An 18,206-nucleotide genomic window follows, 5' to 3' on the forward strand; every position below is an offset into this window, starting at 1 on the left:
TCGAACAAATGACAGGTGCACCTCGCGGGCGCGGACGTGCAGTCCATTTCAGCGCGGGCTGAACAGCGCGCGCCGTTCCAACGAAATCTGAAGCCGCCATCCGTATCCTCAGGCAAAGGACGCAACCAACAGGGGCGGTAGGGGTGGCACGACGAGCAACGCAGGGAGCACTTCTGGCCGGCCTTGTGCTGGCCGGTACCGCGCAGGCGCAGCAGGCGCCATCACCCGTATCGGTGGTGCCCGAACCCGGGCAGACCGTCGCCGCACCGCCGGAGCCTGTCGTGACCCCCGAAGGCACGCCCGCGCAGGGCAACGTCACCACCCTCGGCGAAGTGCGCGCGCTGAAGCCTGAAGACGATCAGCCACCGGATCTGTACCGCTTCAGGAACCCGGTGAAGATCGAGAACAACCGCTTCAGCCGCAACTGGAGTGAACCGCCGACGCCCGAGCAGGTAAGCATGGCCGGCGGCTACGTGATGATGGGCGTGGTCAAGGGCTTGCTGGCGGCGGGCAAGGGCTTGAACAAGATCACCGGGGGGCCGGATCAGATCCAGTCCGCCATCGCACGGCCACCGCCGGAACTGAGCGCGGAACAGCAGCGTCGCGCGCTGCAGTTCTGTGCGCAGCAGGAGGGTTGCGGTGGTGCACCGCCGCTGAAGTGAGCGAAGGATGGGGGGGAGCTATGCCGTACGGGCAACGCCAGGCGGCCGCCGTTCCAGCCACCACAGCAGCGAGGCACACAGCACGAAGGCCAGCCACCATGGCCAGCGTGATCCCGGCACGGGCTGTGTCGCCTGTGCCTTGACCGGTGCGGAGGTGGCCAGGGCCTGCGCCGTCGCATCGATCATTCCCTGCCGGTGCAGCGCCGCTGCATCCGTCCTGTCGAACACATAGCGCCAGTAGGAGCGTTCGCCCTGCTGCAGCCGGTGCCAACCGGCCTCGCGTGGCCACCAGCCGGCGCAGCGTGCGCTGCCGGTGCCGCCGTCCACGATCAGCGCCACCGACGCGCCCCGTGCATCGAACACCTGCAACGGCGCCTGCACATCGCACAGGGCCTGTCGTTCCCCGGCCCACGCAATCGGCTGCGGCGACCACGGCGCGGTGCTGCCGCCCTGCGCGCGCGCCAGGGTGCCGACCACATCGCTCCACAGCTCGCCATGGCGATCGTCGCGGCCGGCCAGCACCCAGCGCCACGTGTCGGTCAGCGGCAGCAGGCCGATGCGACCCTTGCCGGCATCGCGCCAGCCTCCGATGGCAGCGCCGCTGCGGTCGTGCAGCAGCGCGGTGGTGGCAGGCACCTGCAGCGCAAGCTGTTCCAAGGTGGGCAGCGCGGCGGCATGCGAATCGCGATCAGCCTCTTCGCCATCGCGGGTAGGCAGCGTGCCCGACGCCAGCGGACCGCGTCGGGCTGCCAGCATCGCGCTGTCACCATCGCCGGGCAGCGTGACGCTGCGGCTGGCGCCATCGCCCTGCACGGGCAGGCCGAGCTCACGCAGGCGTTGCCGCGCTCCGGCCGATGGCACGCCGGCACTGCGGACCAGCACACCCAGGCCCTCGTGCATGGCCTGGCGCACCGCTGCGAGCTGGCCACTCCCCAGCGTGGCCAGGCTGCGCTCGTCCAGCAGCAGCAGGTCGGTGCGCGCCAATGATGCCGCGTCCAGACCGACCTGACCTTCGCTGATGCTCAGGCCGGCGCCCGTGTCGGCCTGCATCTGCACGTCGATGCCGGCATCGGTGGCCCAGCGTCGCAGGTATTTCAGTTCGGGTCCCGGCGTGCCGGCGCGGATCTGCAGGCGGACCCGCGTGGCCGGCAGGGTCTGCTGGGGTACCGGAACGGTATCGACGACATGGCCTTCGCCATCCAGCAGGCGCAGGCGGAACACGCTGCGGCCTTCGGCACGGGCCACGCCACTCAGTCGTACCCGTCCGTCCTCGGTCAGCGGGGCGCGGTCGATCACCGTGTCAGCCGGGTCCAGCAGCTCAGCCTGTGCGCGGGGGACGCCGCGGGCCTGCGCCTGCACGTCGAAGCGCGCGCCAGGGGCGACATCCGCGGGCAGCTGCAGCGCGGTCCAGCCGCGAGGGGCGGGCGGTGCCTGCCACTGGACCTGCGCGGGCAGCGTGGCGTCGCGGTCGCGTGCCTCCAGGCCGGCGCCGACCAGGGTCAGCCGCGTCGAGGGATGCTGGCGCAGCGCCGTCGCCAGGTCCGGCACGCGCTTCGCACCCGGCACCTGGGCGGCTTCGGGCAGCAGGAGGAGCGGTCCCTCGCTTGCCGGCTGCGCGCTGGCTCTTCCGGCATCGGCACCCAGCACCACCAGGCCCGCAGCGGGCTGCTGCCGTGCGGGCGGCAGCAGGCATGCGTACAGCAGTGCAGCGGCGATGACCTGCAGGCCGAGCACCGCCAACAGCGGGCCACGCGGTCGCATCGGTGCGCGCAGCTGGCGCGCGCTGGCGACGAACACGATCAGCACCAGGACAAGCGCGACCCACAGAGACGGTGCCGACAGATTCATGGCTGCGCCTCCAGTGCATCCAGGTATCGTTGCCCCATTGCATCGCCCGCGCTGCGGCGTGTGGCCTGCGGCACGGGGCGCTGCAGCGCCCTCCACAGCTGTGACCGCAGGCGCTGCCGGCAGTCGGCACAGCCTGGCTCGATGCGCAGCTGTTCGATGGCGGCCGCCAGGTCGAGCGCGTCGGGTAGGTAGGTCGCATTGCGCTGCTGCCAGCCCGCCAGCGCGTCCAGATCCGGCGTGCCGTCGCCGTCGCCCAGTCGCTGCCAGGCCTCGACGATGGCCGGGTCCGGTGCCGTGCGTGCCGTCAGTGGCAGCTGTCGGCTGGCCAGCCCGGCGCGGTCGCCGCCCAGGCGCCGGCCCTCATCGATCGGCGGCAGTTCCGGGCCGACGCGGGCCAGGTAGATGCGTTCGGCCTGCTGGACCTGCTTGATGAATCCCAATGCCTTGTAGGCGTAGGGCAGCGCCTGCTCCGGGCGCCCCTGGCGCAGCTCGCCTTCGGAGGCCCACATCTGGTCGAGTGCCGCCTTCAACGTCGCGCGGGTCTGCGGATCGAGCAGGGTCGCCGCCTCGGCGTGGTCGTGCGTGTGGCCATACTCGGTCAGCACGTCCGTGGCGCTGCCGAACACCGGTGGCGTATCGGCGTTGCCTGCGTTGCCGCCGTGGTCGTGGCCATGCGCATCGTGGTCGCCGGCCTGCGGCTGCGCCGCGTGGTCGTGATCATGGTCGTGATCGCCGTCGTGGTCGTCTGCGGTGGGGATGTCACTGGTGGGCAGGTCGCTGGTCGGCGGCGGCTTCGGTGCGCCTTCGCTCTCTTCACCAAGGAACTGGCCGTAGCGCAGGCGCAGGATGCGCTGGTCGACGCCGATGGCGTCGCTGCGCTTGACGAAGTCATCGGCGGCCAGGCTGCGCCGCTGGCGGATCAGCGCCTCCGCATCGAGGATGATCTGCCGTTGGCTGCGGAAGTAGGCCGGCAGGGTCTTCTTGATGCGGCCTTCCAGCTCGGCGCCCAGCACCGCCTCGCTGCTGGGCAGGCGCAGGATCACGCTGCTGCTGCGGCCGGTCTGGGGTGTCGGGGCATGGTTGTCGCGCACCTCCAGCTGGGCGATCACATCGTTGCCGGGCTGCGCTCCCAGTGCACCCAGATCCAGCGTGTGAGCGAACCGTCGCGCTGTTGCTTCGCCACTGCCGGTGAGCGTCACGCTGCGCTGGACGAAGGTGATGTTCTCGCCGCTGCCCTGGGTGAGGGTGATCGACAGGCGGGCCTGCGTGGCCACGCCGTGATCGTCGCTGGCCTCGAAGCGCAGTGCCCACTGGCGCTGCCCGGGCGTGCCCAGTACCAGGCTGGCAGCGGGCTCCAGCACGCGTACGGTCGGGGCGCGGTCCGCCACCACGTCCAGGCGGTACAGGCGTGTCGTGGCCAGTGCCGGTTCGCTGACCACGCGGTACAGCACCGGTGCACGGGCCACATCCTGCGCCTGCCAGTGGCCGTCGCGCTCGTTCAGCGGTACGCGCCGGCCATCGTGGAACTGCAGCCATGCGCTGCGGGGCGCACGATCAAAGCGCAGCGACCAGGACAGGCGGCTGTCGGCGGCGACCTTGGCATCGAGTGCATTCTGGTTACGGGGTGGTTGACCCGTATAGGCCGGAGCCTCGATGCGCAGGCGGGTGGACTGCAGCTGCAACGGGCCCGCAGCGGCCGGGGCAGCGGGGCGCGACGAGGACACCCCTGGCGTGGACGGACCGGAACGTGGCCAGCCCAACGCAAGCAGTGCGACGGCGATCCCCCCGACCCAGCACAGCAGCAACGCGCCGCGCGGCCAGCGCGGACGCAGTTCCGGCATGGCGCGTTCGAGCGCGGCCTGCACATGGTCGCGCTGGCGCTGCTGCAGCGGATTGAGTGCGGCAGGATCGGCGAACAGCAGGTCGGCGCTGTCTTCGCTGGCTCCGCTGCCGTCAAGCCGGCGCTGCACCCAGTGGCGGTCCAAGCGGCGGGCACGGACCGTGGCCAGCACCGTGCAGGCGAGCAGAGTGGCCGTCGCAACGATGCAGGCGATATCGAAACCGCCCAGGCGCAGTGCAAGTGTGGTCGTGGCCAGCGCCCACGGCAGTCCCAGCAGCAGAGTGATGGCGCCGCTGCGGCGCCGTGCGCGCTGCCAGGCGCGTTGCAGCATCGTCATGCGGGCAGCCTCCGCCGCGCGCTGCTGGCCATCCAGCGCTCCAGTGCAAACAACAACACGATGGCCAGCAGCAGCCAGGCGGTGGGCTCACGCACGGCAGGCGTGGCAGCCGGCAGGGCGACCTGGCGCGGTGCGTGATCCTGCGCATCGCCTGAGCGCGGCGGCGGCGCGGGTTGCAACGCCTGCAGCAGGGTGTGCGGCAGGCGGGCATCGCGCAGCGCGGCATTGCCTGCGGCGTTCCATTCGCCGGGCAGGAACAGCAGGCGGCCGTGGCCAACGCGCTGCTGCCACAGCAGCGTGGCGCCTTCGGCGTCGCGCAGCAGCGCGCGTGCATCCGCTGCTGGCCGGGCGGCGGTCAGCACGCTGCCACCGTCCTGCAGCCATGCCTGCCAGTGAGCGGGCAGCGCATCGGCGCGGCTCCAGACACCGACTTCACCCGAAGCGGGCAGCGCATCCGCAGGCAAGGCGGGCGCGGGTGATCGGGTGCCCCATGCGCGCTGCAGCGCAGCCAGCCAGCGCTGTGCCGCGGCCGGGGCATCAGCGTGCATTCGCAGTTGCGGCAGCGGGGCGGCCGCGGCCGTTGCGGCGGTCGCACGCGGATGTGTCTGCCATTGCACCGCCCGCGAGAGTTGCAGGCGCATGCCGTCGAGGCCGGGCAGCGGATCGGGCACGTGCACGGTCAGCGCGGTGCCGGTCGGCAGCTGCGCATCCAGTTCGCGCAGCAGGCTGGGCAGGGCCACATCCGTGGCCGGTGGTGGCTGGTCGATGGTGGGGAATCCGGGCGCAAGCCAGCGCCAGTTGTCGTCGCCGGCAGGAGCGCCGGCATGCAGCGCGGTCGCATCCAGACCGGGTGCGACGACCGTCCATGCGCCGGTAGCCGGCGCCGGTCCGGTCAATGCCGGCCGCGCCAGCAGCACGGCCAGCGCGGCAAGCAGCAGCAACCGCACCAGCAGCAGCGGCCAGTCATCGAAGCGGACGCGCTGGCGCGGGCGGATCCGTGCACGCAGCCAGCGCAGCGCGGCGAAGTCCAACGGCGTGTAGGGATGGCGACGCGCGAGATGGATCAGCAGCGGCAGCAGCCACGCCGCCAGTGCGGCCAGCCCGAGCGGAAACAGCAGGCTCACGCGCCGCCCCCGCGGCCGAACAGCGCCTGCAGCGGCTGGTCCACCGGTTGATCGAGCCAGCCGGTGGCACTGGCGATTCCACTGGCCTGCAGCCGCAGGTGCAGTGCCGTGTGTGCAGCGGTGAAACGCTGCAGGTAGTCGGCGCGGATCGCCGCGCCATCGCCGAGCAGTTCCTCGCCGGTTTCAGGGTCGCGGAACCGATGGCCGGCATCGAACGGGAAGTCGCGCTCGTCGGCGGTCAGCACCTGCAGCAGCAGTACCTCGCGGCGTGCACTGGCCAGCTGCTCCAGTAGCACGATGCCGGCATCATCAAAGCCATCGCCGATGGCCAGCAGCAGGTCGCCCGGGCGAATGCGCTCCCACAGCGGGCGCAGCGTTTCACGGGCGGGCCAGCCGCCTCGTGGCTGCAGGGCATGCAGTTGCAGGTGCACGCGGTCGCGCTGGCGTGCGCCCTGCGCTGCGGGTACCAGCTGCAGGCCGTCGCCGGTGACGGTCAGCAGGCCGAAATGATCGCCCTGCTGCAGTGCCAGCTCGCAGACACAGGCGGCCAGCATGCGCATGTGATCCAGGCGGCTGCGTGCCGGCGCGCCACGGTCGGACTGGCCGGCCGATGCGGTGGCATCGAGCAGCAGCCATACCGTGATCGGGCTTTCGCGCTCCGACTCGCGCACGAAGAAGCGGTCCGAGCGCGCGTACAGTTTCCAGTCGATCTGGCGCAGTTCATCGCCGGGTTCGTAGGCGCGGTACTGGGCGAATTCCAGGCCGGCGCCACGACTGCGGCTCGCGTGCTGGCCGATGCCGCTCGCGCCGCTGGCCAGACGTGGCCGCAACCGCAGTGCGCGCAGGCGCGCTCGCAGTTCGGGAGGCAGGACCAGCGTGCCAGCACTCACGCGTGGATCACCCCGGGAACGGCACGGCGTGCAGCAGGGCGGCGACCACGTCGTCGGCGCGCTTCTGTTCGGCTTCGGCGGCGAACGACAGCAGCAGGCGGTGGCGCATCACCGGTGCAGCCAGGGCCTGCACGTCCTCGCGGGTGGCGGCGAAGCGGCCCTGCAGCAACGCGCGCGCCTTGGCCGCGAGCACCAGCGACTGTCCGGCGCGTGGTCCCGCACCCCACTTCACCCACTGGTTGATCGCCGCGGGCGCTTCCGGCCCGGGTCGGCTGGCACGCACCAGCCGCGTGATCCAGGCCAGCACATCGGGGCTGACGTGCACCTGGCGCACTGCCGCCTGCAGGGCGATGACCGCGGCGGCGTCCATCACCTTCGGCACCGCCTCGCCGGCACCGCCGGTGGTCTGTTCCAGGATCTGGCGCTCCTCGGCCTCGCTGGGGTAATCGACCAGGACGTGCAGCAGGAAGCGGTCCAGCTGGGCCTCCGGCAGCGGATAGGTACCGGCCTGTTCGATCGGATTCTGCGTGGCCAGCACGAAGAACGGCGCGGGCAGCGCATAGGTGGTGCCGGCATAGCTGACGGTGCGTTCCTGCATGGCTTCCAGCAGCGCGGCCTGGGTCTTGGGTGGCGTGCGGTTGAGCTCATCCGCCAGCAGCAGATTGGTGAAGACCGGCCCCTGCTGGAAGCGGAAATGACGATGGCCGGTGCCGTGATCTTCCTCCAGCAGCTCGGTACCCAGAATGTCGCTGGGCATCAGGTCCGGCGTGAACTGCACGCGTCGGAACTGCAGCTCCAGCGCCTGCCCCAGCGAACGCACCAGCAGGGTCTTGCCCAGGCCGGGCGCGCCTTCCAGCAGGCAGTGGCCGCCGGCCAGCAGTCCGATCAGCAGCTGCTCGACCACCGTGTGCTGGCCGACCACGGCACGGGCCAGGGCGGCGCGCAGATCGTGCAGGCGCGGCAGCAGGGAATCGAGATCAGGGCGGGTCATGGGGGGCTCTCACTCAATTGTTCAATGCGTACATCACGATGTTGACGCCGAAGCGCGTGTTGTCCTCGGCCAGGAAGCGCTTGTTGCGCCAGTCGTAATCCCACTCGCAGCCATAATCCTTGTTGCTGTACAGCACGCCCAGGCGGCCATCGACCTCGATGCCCTTCAGATAGTCGTGCACCAGATCGTCGCCCCAGCCGTTCAACTCGAAGCTGGTGGCCGGTGGTCCATCGGGGAAGCGGAAGAAGCTGCGGTACAGCGCGTGGCTGTTGGGCAGCTTCTGCAGCGCCCTGGGCCCGAACAGGCGGCCCATCTGCGCCTCGAAGGAGGTTGCGAACAGGCCATCGATGTCATGGTTGCAGTCATCGACGAAGACGAAGCCTCCGTTGCGCACGTAGCGCACGAAGTTCTGCCGCTCGGCCGCGTTGAATTCCACCAGCGTGTGCCCGGCCAGGTAGCAGAAGGGGGCTTCCAGCATGCGTGGGTCGGCCAGTGCCACCACGTGTTCCTGCGGGTCCACGCGCAGCGAGGTGTAGTCGATCAGCGAAGTGATCAGGTTGGACGGCATGCGCGCGTCCACGTCCCAGTCGCCCGAGTCGTACTGCAGGCGGGTGAACCAGAAGTCGTAGCGCGAACTGCGCGGGCCTGCCTGTGCCCAGGCCGGAAGCGCGGCCGCCGAAGCGGCAGCAGCCAACCAGCGCAGGCAGGCCCGGCGATCCATCAGACGGCGTCGGACAACGAGGTGAAGGTGAAATCGCGCAGCTTCATCGGCGGGATCATCATCACGAAGCTCGACTCGTCGCCGGCCACGCGCACCGGCTTGCCCAGCTCTTCGATGTTGTTGAGCATGATCACCGGCGATTCGTTGAAGCGGAAGTTCTTCACCGGGTGCTTGATCTGGCCGTTCTCGATGTAGAAGGTGCCGTCACGGGTCAGGCCGGTCAGCAGCACGGTCTGCGGATCGACCATGCGGATGTACCAGGTGCGGGTGACCAGGATGCCCTTCTGGGTGCCACGCACCAGCTCGGCGGTGCTCTTCTCGCCGCCGCTCATCAGCAGGTTGCCCGGCGTGGCCTTGGCGGTCTTGCCCTGCTTCTGCGCCCAGAAGCGCGAGTAGTCCAGGTTGGCCACCTTGCCGTTCTCGATGATGGCCAGGCGCTCGCGCGGCATGCCCTCGTTGTCCCACGGCAGCACCGGCGCTTCCGGGTGCCACGGATCGGCATACATGTTCACGCGCGGGTCGTAGACCTGCTCACCGAGCTTGTTGCCGCCGCCCTTCTTCGACAGGAAGCTGCGGCCTTCGTCGGCCGAGCGCGCACTGAAGAAATTCATCATGAAGCTGATCAGGCCTGCGGCCGCGGCCGGCTCCAGGATGACCGTGTACTTGCCCGGCTCCAGCGCCTTGGCTTCGGCCGACTCGGTGGCCTTGCGCATGGCGATGCGGACATCCTGGTCGGCCTTGAAGTCCGCCGCGTCCTTCAGGTTGCGGCCGACCCAGCCCGATCCGCGGCCGTCCTCGGTACGCACGGTGCAGGTGTAGTCGAAGTTGGTGGTGCGCTGGTAACCGAAGTTGCCGTTGCTGTTGGCAGTGGCGTAGAAGCCCTGGCCATCTTCAAGGAAGCCTGCGGCAATCAGTCCGTTGCCACGGCAGGGCGCGATCGAATCGGCGGCCACCTTGGCGCGGAATGCCGGATCGATGGCGGCGGTGGACTCGCTGAAGGTCGGGCTCGGCCGGTAGGTCTGCTTGCCGATGGCGGGCATGAACTCCGGGTTCTCCGGTGCCAGGCGGGCCAGATCCTCGGCGCGGCGCACCACGCGTTCCAGTGCGGCGTCGTCGAACTCGTTGATCGAGGCGGTGCCCACTCGCTTGCCGAAGGCCACGGTAACGGCAAGCTCGGTGTTGTCCACGATGCCGCTGGTGGAAACGTTGTTCAGGGCGAAACGGATGTTGCCGGCGATCGATCCCGCCAGCACGGCGGTGCATTCATCGGCCTTGGACAGGGCGATGACCTTGTCGAGGATGGCCTTGGCCTGGGCTTCGGTGAAGATACTCATGGTGTAAGGGCTCCTGACCGGTCAGCCGAGGCTGCGTGCGGTGTTGATGACATTGATGCCGTTGAAGCGTGCGGTCGACGAGCCGTGCGAAACCGCCGAGACCTGGCCCGGCTGGCCCTTGCCGTCGAAGAACGAGCCGCCCAGGCGGTAATCACGTTCGTCGGCCACGGCGGTGCAGGCGTTCCAGAACTCCGGCGTGCGGATCTGGTAGGCCACGTCCTCCAGCATGCGGGTGATCTGGCCGTTCTTGATCTCGTAGAACAGCTGGCCGCCGAACTGGGCGTTGTAGCGCTGCTGGTCGATCGAGAACGAGCCGTCGCCGATGATGTAGATGCCGTTCTCCACGTCCTTGATCAGGTCCGGCACGCTCAGCGGCGTCTTTCCCGGTGCCATCGACACGTTGGCCATGCGCTGGAACTGCACGCTGGACCACGAGTCGGCATAGCAGCAGCCATCGGACTCGGTCTTGCCGAGGATGTGGGCCTGGTCGCGGATGGTCTGGTAGTCGACCAGCTTGCCGTTGCTGATCAGGTCCCAGCGCTTGCACTTCACGCCTTCATCGTCGTACGCGACCGCGCCGAGGCTGCCCGGCTGGGTCTTGTCGGCGAACACGTTCACCAGCTCGCTGCCGTACTGGAAGCGCTGCTCGCGCTTGTCCAGGGTGGCGAAGCTGGTGCCGGCGTAGTTGGCCTCGTAGCCGAGCACGCGGTCCAGCTCCAGCGGATGGCCGATCGACTCGTGAATGGTCAGCCAGGTGTGCGACGGGTCCAGTACCAGGTCGTACTTGCCCGGCTTCACCGACGGCGCCTTCAGTTTCTCCTGCGCCTGCTTGGCGGCCGCGATGGCGTCCTCCTTCATGTCGTAGGAGGAGCTGTAGTTGACCACGCCGTTGGGGCTGACGACCTTGCCGGCGGCGGCGCCGTCCAGATACTCGTAACCCAGGCCCATCGGCGCAGACAGGCCTTCGCGGGTGCGGAACTTGCCACTGGTCTTGTCGATGGCGGTGACGGTCATCGGTGCCCAGATGCGGTGCACGTCCTGGTCGATGTAGGAGCCATCGGTGGACGCGAAGTACTTCTGTTCATTGACCAGGAACAGCATCGAATTGACGAAGCTGGCACCGGCGCCGATCGCTGCGGCATTGACGTCCAGCAGCAGGTCGACCTTCTCCTTGATCGGCACCTCCATCGCATTCTTGCGGATCGGCGTGCGCCAGCTGACCTCGCCCACGCCGGGCGTGCTGGCCAGCTGCACCGGCGCGCTCTGCACGCCTGCGTTGGCCTTGGCGATGGCCGCAGCCTGCTGGGCGGCCCTGGCCACGTCGGCAGTGCCCAATGCGTTGGTGGCGGCGAAGCCCCAGGCACCGTTGACGATCACGCGGATGCCCACACCGGTGGACTCGGTGTTCACCACGTTCTGCACCTTGTCTTCGCGGGTTATCACGAACTGCCGCAGATAGCGGCCGATGCGCACGTCGCAGTAGGTGGCGCCGGCACTGCGGGCGGCCTGCAGGGCAGCATCGGCCAGGCGCTTCTTCAGCGCGGGGTCAAGGCTGGACTGCAGCTGCTCGGCGGCGATCACTTTGCCGAAGAAGGACGGCACGATCAGGCCGCCCGCGGTAAGCCCGGTCAGGGCCAGGAAGTCACGTCTGTGCAAGGCTGCTCTCCATGAACGATGGGGTGGCTCAAGCGCCGAGACTGCGCGCGGTGTTGATGATGTTGATGCCGTTGAAGCGGGTGGTGGACGAACCGTGCGACACCGCCGAGACCTGGCCCGGCTGGCCCTTGCCGTCGAAGAACGAGCCGCCAAGGCGGAAGTCGCGTTCGTCGCAGATGGCCGTACAGGCGTTCCAGAACTCCGGCGTGCGGATCTGGTAGGCCGCGTCCTCGACCATGCCGGCGATCTTTCCGTCCTTGATCTGGTAGTACAGCTGGCCGCCGAACTGCGCGTTGTAGCGCTGCTGGTCGATGGAATAGGAACCACGGCCGTGGATGTAGATGCCGTTCTCCACGTCCTTGATCATGTCCTCCACGCTCAGTGGCTGCTTGCCCGGCGCCAGTGAGACATTGGCCATGCGCTGGAACTGCACGCTGGACCAGGAATCGGCGTAGCTGCAGCCATGCGACGCATCGCGGCCGAGGATGTGTGCCTCATCGCGCGTGGCCTGGTAATCGACCAGGATGCCGTCGCGGACCAGGTCCCAGCGCAGCGTCTTGACGCCCTCGTCGTCATAGCCGACGGCACCGAGGCTGCCCGGTTGGGTCTTGTCGGCAAAGAAGTTGACGATGTCGCTGCCCCAGCGGAAGCCAGCATCGCGCTTGTCCAGGGTGGCGAAGCTGGTGCCGGCGTAGTTGGCCTCGTAGCCCAGCACGCGGTCCAGCTCCAACGGATGGCCGACGTTCTCGTGGATGGTCAGGAACAGGTTGGAGGGATCCAGTACCAGATCGTACTTGCCGGGCTTCACCGACGGCGCCTTCAGCTTCTCGCGCGCATGCCGCGCCGCTGCCATCGCATCTTCAACCGGATCGTAGGAGTCGCGGTAGGCGGTGATGCCGCCGGGCAGCTGCACCTTGCCGTGCGCGTCGCCATCGAGGAACTCGTAGCCCATGCCCATCGGCGAGGACAGACCGGCGCGGGTGCGGAACTTGCCGGTGGCCTTGTCGATGGCGGTGGCCGTGAAGGGCAGCCAGATGCGATGGATGTCCTGGTCGATGAACGAGCCGTCGCTGGAGGCGAAGTACTTCTGCTCGTTGACCAGGAACAGGGTGGAATTGATGTAGTCGGCACCGGCGTTCATCGCCGCCGCATTCAGGCTCAGCAGCAGGTCGACCTTGTCCTGGATCGGCACTGCCATCGCGTTCTTGCGGATCGGGGTCTTCCAGCTCACATCGCCGACGCCGGTGACCGGTGCCAGCTGCACCGGCCGGCTCTGCAGGGGGGCGTTGGCGCGTGCGATGGCGGCGGCCTGCCCGACGGCGGCCAGGACCGCGGCGGGGGTCTGCTCGCGGGTGGCGGCGAAGCCCCATGCACCGTTGACGATGACCCGGATGCCGATTCCGGACGACTCGCTGTTGGTGACGTTCTGCACCCGCGCCTCGCGGGTGATCACGGCCTGGTTGAGGTAGCGGCCGATGCGCACGTCACAGTAGGTCGCCCCGGCCCGCTTGGCAGCGGCCAGCGCAGCCTCGGCCAGTACCTTCCTGCGGGCCACGTCGCCCGGTTCGAGCAGCTGCTCGGCGGCGATCAACCGCGCGTGCGGCAGCAGCAGGCCGGCCATGCCCAGACCGGATAAAGCCAGGAACTCACGTCGTTGCACAGCGCTCTCTCTCACTCGCGTGCGGCCGGCAACGGGCCAAGCCGATCACGTCAACTGCTCGACTTTCGCCAGCGGAGGGCAATCAGCACAAGTGACTGCAGTCATGGGTGGGGCGCGGCAGGGCTTGCCGCCCTGCACCTGCTGGAATCAACGTCAACGTCAAAAGCGGGCATTCCGTGGGATGGAGGGGTGGGTCCGGTTGCGGGGGACGGCGTGAATACGTCCCTGTAGCCTCGGTCGCGCCATCCATGGCGCTCACGCCCCCGCAACCGGACCCACCCCGCCTTCGACAGTTGGCCGGTGGCCAGCAGATCCACGTCATGCGTGGATGAAAGCTGTTGGATATCGAATCAAATTCCGGGGTCAGATCCGTTCTCCTGCGGAAAACGGATCTGACCCCAAGAGTATTTCCGACAGATCGCGGCCAACTGTCGAAGGCGGGGCGCTGTGGGTTTGCGGGGTGTGAGCCGCATGGATGCGGCGACCAAGCCCCCATGGACGGGTTCACGGCGCCCCCGCAAACCCACAGTGCCCCGCCATCCCACGGAATCCCGCTTTTGACGTTGATGTTGCTTCGGTGGGTGCAGGGCGCAGCCCTGCCGGACACCCTCCCTCGTGCACAATGGCCCGACCCCGTCCGGATGCCGTCCCGATGTCGAGCAAGCCGTATTCAGAAGCCTGCGAACGCAACCGCGAACCGATCGCTGCCGCGCTCGATCCGTGGATGGGCGACCGCCACCGGGTACTGGAGATCGGCAGCGGCACCGGCCAGCACGCCATGTTCTTCGCCGAACGCTGGCCCTGGCTGCGCTGGCAGCCCAGCGACCACCCGGATCATCTGCCGGGTATCGAGGCGTGGCGCGCCGAGGCGGCACTGCTGAACCTGCTGCCGCCGGTGGCGCTGCAGGTGGAACTGGCACCGGCAGCAGGGCTGTCGCTGCCGGTGGGCAGCCTGTTCGACGCCGCATTCAGTGCCAATACGCTGCACATCATGAGCTGGGAGCACGTGCAGGCGCTGTTTGCCGCGTTGCCGTCGGTGCTGCGACACGGCGCACTGCTGGCGGTGTATGGCCCCTTCAACTACGGCGGCCGCTACACCAGTGACAGCAATGCGCGGTTCGATGAGTGGCTGAAGGCGCGGGATCCGCGCAGCGGCATCCGCGATGCGGAGGCCGTGCAGGCGCTGGCCGCGGAAAGCGGCTTCACCCGCCTGCGCGATGTGGCGATGCCGGCCAACAACCGCCTGTTGGTGTGGCGGTTGGGCTAGGCAACCGCCGCGGCTGACGGTGGCCGGCGCTGCTCCGGCTTACGCCACCTGCACGATATGCAGCGCCTTCGGGTTGCGCCACTGCGCCAGCAGCGCAGCTTCCCGCGCCTTGGCGCTCTCCACATGCGCTTCCTTGACGTGGCCGAAGCCGCGGATGTGCTCGGGGATGCTGGCGATCTCCACGGCCAACGCCAGGCGACCGTCATCCAGCCCGTCCAGCAGCAGCTGCACGGTGGCTTCGTAGTCGCCGATCAGCTTGCGCTCCATGCGGCGCTCGGCAGTGCGGCCGAACACATCGAAGGCACCGCCCCGCAGGAACTTCAGCTTCGCCAGCAGGCCGAACGCCTTGAACATCCACGGGCCGTACTCCTTCTTCTGCAGCCGGCCCTGTTCATCCTTCTTCGCGAACAGCGGCGGCGCCAGATGGAAGCGCAGCTGGTAGTCACCCTCGAACTGCTGCTGCAGCCGGCGCTGGAAATCACCGCTGGTGTACAGGCGGGCGACTTCGTATTCGTCCTTGTAGGCCATCAGCTTGAACAGATAGCGGGCCACGGTCTCGGTCAGCGCGGTCGAGCCGCCGATGCGCTCGCGTTCGGCGGCGCGCACGCGTTCGACCACGCTGCGGTAGCGATCGGCGTAGGCGGCGTCCTGGTAGTCGACCAGGAACGCGGCGCGGCGTTCGATCATTTCATCCAGCGAGCGCGACAGGCGCGCGTCGTCCAGCGGCAGGAAGGCAACCTCGCCGCCATGCGAGGGCAGGCCACGCAGTTCGCGTTCGTCGCCGGTGTTGCGTGGCGCAGCGGTGGCCCCCCACTCGTTGCCTTCCCACTCGCCCGGTGGCAGCGGATGCAGCGGGCCGGGCGTGGATTCCGTATCGGTATGGCGGTTGCGCACCAGGCCGGCGGCCTCCTGCACGGCCTGCGGATCGATCGCCGCCAGCCGGCCCCAGGCGAAGGCCTGCTGGTTCATCGCCACCGCCGCGCCGTTGAGCTCGATGGCACGCATCAGCGATTCGAACGACAGCGGCACCAGGCCCTGCTGCCAGGCGTAGCCGAGGATGAACAGGTTCGCGGCGATCGCATCGCCCAGCAGCGCCGTGGCCAGTTGGGTGGCATCGAGCAGCAGCGGCTCATCGCCGCCCAGCGCCACGCGCACGCCAGCGATGATGTCGGCCGCCGGGAACTGCATGTCGGGACGGGTGGTGAACGTGCCCGGCATCGCTTCGTAGGTGTTGAGCACGACCTGCGAGCGGCCCGCGCGCACCTTCGACAGTGCCCAGTAATCGTTGACCACCACCATGTCGCAGCCCAGTACGAGGTCGGCCTCACCGGCGGCGATGCGCACGGCGTGGATGTCCTCCGGCCGGCGTGCGATGCGGATATGGGTGGTCACCGCGCCGCCCTTCTGCGCCAGGCCGGTCTGGTCGAGCACCGTGGCGCCCTTGCCCTCCAGGTGGCCGGCCATGCCCAGCAACGCGCCGATGGTGACCACGCCGGTACCGCCCACGCCGGTGATGAGGATGTTCCAGGGCTGCTCCAGGCTGCCGCGCACCGTCGGCGCCGGCAGGTTGTCCAGCAGGGACGATGCATCGCGCCGGTTGCCCTTTCGCGGCTTCCCGCCATGCACCGTGACGAAACTCGGGCAGAAGCCATTCACGCACGAGTAGTCCTTGTTGCAGTTGGACTGGTCGATCTCGCGCTTGCGCCCGAACTCGGTTTCCTTCGGCAGCACCGAGACGCAGAAGCTCTTCTTGCCACAGTCGCCGCAGCCCTCGCAGACCAGCGAGTTGATCATCACGCGCTTGGCCGGATCTTCCAGCTTGCCGCGCTTGCGGCGCCGCCGCTTCTCGGTGGCGCAGGTCTGTTCGTAGATCAGGATCGAGACCCCCTTCACCTCGCGCAGGCGCTTCTGCACCTCGTCCAGCGCGCTGCGGTCGTGGAACTCGACGTCACTGGGGAAATGCTCGCGCTGGCGGGTCCACTTGGCGATGTCGTCGGACAGCACCACGATGGTGTGGATGCCTTCGGCGCGCATCTGCCGGGCGATATCCGGCACGCTGAGCGGGCCATCCACCGGCTGGCCACCGGTCATCGCCACCGCATCGTTGTAGAGGATCTTGTAGGTGATGTTGACGCCGGCCGCGATCGCCTGGCGGATCGCCAGCGAGCCGCTGTGGAAATAGGTGCCGTCGCCCAGATTCTGGAACACGTGCGGGGTATCGGTGAACGGCGCCTGCCCTGCCCAGGTCACGCCTTCGCCACCCATGTGGGTGAACGTGTCGGTGCTGCGGTCCATCCAGGTCACCATGTAATGGCAACCGATGCCGGCCAACGCACGTGAACCGTCCGGCACCGTGGTGGAGGTGTTGTGCGGGCAGCCCGAGCAGTAGTGCGGTACGCGCGGGAAGCTGGCGCGCGGCAACGCGAGCTCGGCCTCCTTCTGCTGCATCCACTGCAGGCGCTGTTCGATCGACTCGTTGTTGAAGAACCGCTGGATGCGCCGGCCGATCACGCCGGCGATGGTGGCCGGGGTCAGCTCGCCGGTGGACGGCAGGATCCATTCACCGGCTTCGTCGTACTTGCCGACGATGGACGGGCGCGGGCCCCAGCTGGCCGGCCAGTTGAAGAACTGCTCCTTCATCTGCCGCTCGATGAAGGCGCGCTTCTCTTCCACCACGATGATGTCGTCCAGGCCCTGCGCGAAGCGGGCGATGCCTTCCGGCTCCAGCGGCCAGGTCATGCCGACCTTGTAGACGCGGATGCCGATGTCGGCGCAGGCGGCCTCGTCCAGGCCCAGGTACTCCAGTGCCTGCAGCACATCCAGGTAGCTCTTGCCGGTGGTGACGATGCCCAGCCGTGCACGCGGCGCGTCCATCACCACCCGGTCGATGCCGTTGGCGCGGGCGAAGGCCTGCGCCGCCTTCACGGCATAGCGGTGCAGGCGCATCTCCTGGTCCAGCGGCGGGTCCGGCCAACGGATGTTGAGGCCGCCGGCCGGCATCGGGAAGTCGTCCGGCAGCACGATGCGACGCGCCAGCGGATCCACGTCGACCGATGCCGACGATTCCACCGTCTCGGCGATGGTCTTGAAGCCGACCCAGCGCCCGGTATACCGGCTCATCGCCCAGCCGAGCAGGCCCATGTCGAGAATGTCCTGCACGCCCGCCGGATTCAGCACCGGCATCATCGCGCTGACGAATTCATCCTCGCTGCCGTGCGGCAGGGTGGAGCTGCGGCAGGCATGGTCATCGGCCGCCAGCGCCAGCACGCCGCCATGACGGGACGTGCCTGCCGCATTGGCGTGCTTGAAGACGTCGCCGCAGCGGTCCACGCCCGGGCCCTTGCCGTACCACATGCCGAACACGCCCTGTACGTTGGCGCCGGGGAACAGGTTGGTCTGCTGGGTGCCCCAGACCATGGTGGCGCCCAGGTCCTCGTTCAGGCCCGGGGTGAACTTCACCCGCGCGGCCTCCAGGTGCGTGCGGGCGCGCCACAGCTCCAGATCGAAGCCGCCCAGGGGGCTGCCGCGGTAGCCGCTGATGAACCCCGCGCTGTCGATGCCTTCGGCGGCATCCCGCAGCCGCTGCATCAGCGGCAGCCGCACCAGCGCCTGCACCCCGCTCAGGTAGATCCGTCCCTCGTTGCGGGTGTACTTGTGATCGAGCGTGTAATCACGGTCGATCAGGTCGGCGGAAGAGGGCGAGGTGAGTTGCGCGGTACTGGTCATGGCTGGCCCGGTCAGGATCGGCTGGCACCGGCCGCGTGCAGGCACGCGACGGGGAAGGCGCGAATTGTAGCAGTGAGGCCGCGCAGGCCCCGGCACTCGCGCCGGCGGCCATGCTGCGGTTAGGATCAGGAGGAGAGAGAGGGGCTGCGG

12 protein-coding genes are annotated in these 18,206 nt (G+C 68.7%); 2 read left to right on the plus strand and 10 right to left on the minus strand.

Going from position 1 to position 18,206, the window contains the following annotated elements; translation table 11 throughout:
• The first annotated feature begins 143 nt into the window (after positions 1-143).
• A complete protein-coding gene (locus IMX13_RS02755) occupies positions 144-662 on the plus strand; it encodes a hypothetical protein (protein ID WP_193395709.1) in 519 nt (172 codons plus the stop codon).
• Positions 663-680: 18 nt separating this feature from the next.
• Here the strand turns inward: IMX13_RS02755 and IMX13_RS02760 are convergent, their stop codons facing one another.
• The 9 genes from IMX13_RS02760 to IMX13_RS02800 are packed head-to-tail and all read right to left on the minus strand — an operon-like array spanning position 681 to position 13,063.
• Positions 681-2,510: a hypothetical protein gene (locus IMX13_RS02760; protein WP_193395710.1), complete on the minus strand. Its 1,830-nt coding sequence runs from the start codon at positions 2,508-2,510 to the stop codon at positions 681-683.
• Positions 2,507-4,687 (minus strand): hypothetical protein, encoded by a 2,181-nt coding sequence (locus IMX13_RS02765; RefSeq protein WP_193395711.1) that lies wholly within the window; start codon positions 4,685-4,687, stop codon positions 2,507-2,509. Before IMX13_RS02765 ends, IMX13_RS02760 begins: the two co-directional genes overlap by 4 nt.
• Positions 4,684-5,811, minus strand: coding sequence for a BatA domain-containing protein (locus IMX13_RS02770; protein WP_193395712.1), 1,128 nt, complete (start codon positions 5,809-5,811; stop codon positions 4,684-4,686). Before IMX13_RS02770 ends, IMX13_RS02765 begins: the two co-directional genes overlap by 4 nt.
• On the minus strand, positions 5,808-6,701 hold the full coding sequence (locus IMX13_RS02775) for a DUF58 domain-containing protein (protein WP_193395713.1): 894 nt from the start codon (positions 6,699-6,701) through the stop codon (positions 5,808-5,810). The genes IMX13_RS02770 and IMX13_RS02775 overlap by 4 nt, the downstream gene beginning before the upstream one ends.
• A gap of 7 nt (positions 6,702-6,708) precedes the next feature.
• Entirely contained in the window at positions 6,709-7,692 is a 984-nt protein-coding gene (locus tag IMX13_RS02780; RefSeq protein WP_053515950.1) for a MoxR family ATPase, read from the minus strand.
• Between the two features lie 13 nt (positions 7,693-7,705).
• Complete coding sequence (locus tag IMX13_RS02785; RefSeq protein WP_065174125.1) at positions 7,706-8,413, minus strand: DUF4159 domain-containing protein; 708 nt, start codon at positions 8,411-8,413, stop codon at positions 7,706-7,708.
• Complete coding sequence (locus IMX13_RS02790) at positions 8,413-9,747, minus strand: TldD/PmbA family protein (RefSeq protein ID WP_053515946.1); 1,335 nt, start codon at positions 9,745-9,747, stop codon at positions 8,413-8,415. The genes IMX13_RS02785 and IMX13_RS02790 overlap by 1 nt, the downstream gene beginning before the upstream one ends.
• 21 nt (positions 9,748-9,768) lie before the next feature.
• Complete coding sequence (locus tag IMX13_RS02795; RefSeq protein WP_074902370.1) at positions 9,769-11,403, minus strand: TldD/PmbA family protein; 1,635 nt, start codon at positions 11,401-11,403, stop codon at positions 9,769-9,771.
• A 28-nt stretch (positions 11,404-11,431) separates the two neighbouring features.
• Positions 11,432-13,063: a TldD/PmbA family protein gene (locus IMX13_RS02800; RefSeq protein WP_193395714.1), complete on the minus strand. Its 1,632-nt coding sequence runs from the start codon at positions 13,061-13,063 to the stop codon at positions 11,432-11,434.
• Between the two features lie 652 nt (positions 13,064-13,715).
• Between IMX13_RS02800 and IMX13_RS02805 the strand changes: the two genes are divergently transcribed.
• Positions 13,716-14,330: a DUF938 domain-containing protein gene (locus IMX13_RS02805; RefSeq protein ID WP_193395715.1), complete on the plus strand. Its 615-nt coding sequence runs from the start codon at positions 13,716-13,718 to the stop codon at positions 14,328-14,330.
• Positions 14,331-14,369: 39 nt separating this feature from the next.
• On the opposite strand, the gene IMX13_RS02810 is transcribed toward IMX13_RS02805, so the two are convergent.
• Complete coding sequence (locus IMX13_RS02810; protein WP_193395716.1) at positions 14,370-18,056, minus strand: indolepyruvate ferredoxin oxidoreductase family protein; 3,687 nt, start codon at positions 18,054-18,056, stop codon at positions 14,370-14,372.
• Positions 18,057-18,206: the final 150 nt, after the last annotated feature.

Origin of the sequence: Stenotrophomonas sp. B2 (genome assembly GCF_014947095.1) — a bacterium.
In the GTDB taxonomy this organism is placed as follows: Bacteria; Pseudomonadota; Gammaproteobacteria; order Xanthomonadales; family Xanthomonadaceae; genus Stenotrophomonas; species Stenotrophomonas maltophilia_P.

Coding starts and splice junctions, on each gene's coding strand:
- IMX13_RS02790 (WP_053515946.1), bottom strand. CDS start 9,747: ATGAGTATCTTCACCGAAGCCCAGGCCAAGGCCATCCTCGACAAGGTC.
- IMX13_RS02785 (WP_065174125.1), bottom strand. CDS start 8,413: ATGGATCGCCGGGCCTGCCTGCGCTGGTTGGCTGCTGCCGCTTCGGCG.
- IMX13_RS02765 (WP_193395711.1), bottom strand. CDS start 4,687: ATGACGATGCTGCAACGCGCCTGGCAGCGCGCACGGCGCCGCAGCGGC.
- IMX13_RS02760 (WP_193395710.1), bottom strand. CDS start 2,510: ATGAATCTGTCGGCACCGTCTCTGTGGGTCGCGCTTGTCCTGGTGCTG.
- IMX13_RS02780 (WP_053515950.1), bottom strand. CDS start 7,692: ATGACCCGCCCTGATCTCGATTCCCTGCTGCCGCGCCTGCACGATCTG.
- IMX13_RS02810 (WP_193395716.1), bottom strand. CDS start 18,056: ATGACCAGTACCGCGCAACTCACCTCGCCCTCTTCCGCCGACCTGATC.
- IMX13_RS02805 (WP_193395715.1), top strand. CDS start 13,716: ATGTCGAGCAAGCCGTATTCAGAAGCCTGCGAACGCAACCGCGAACCG.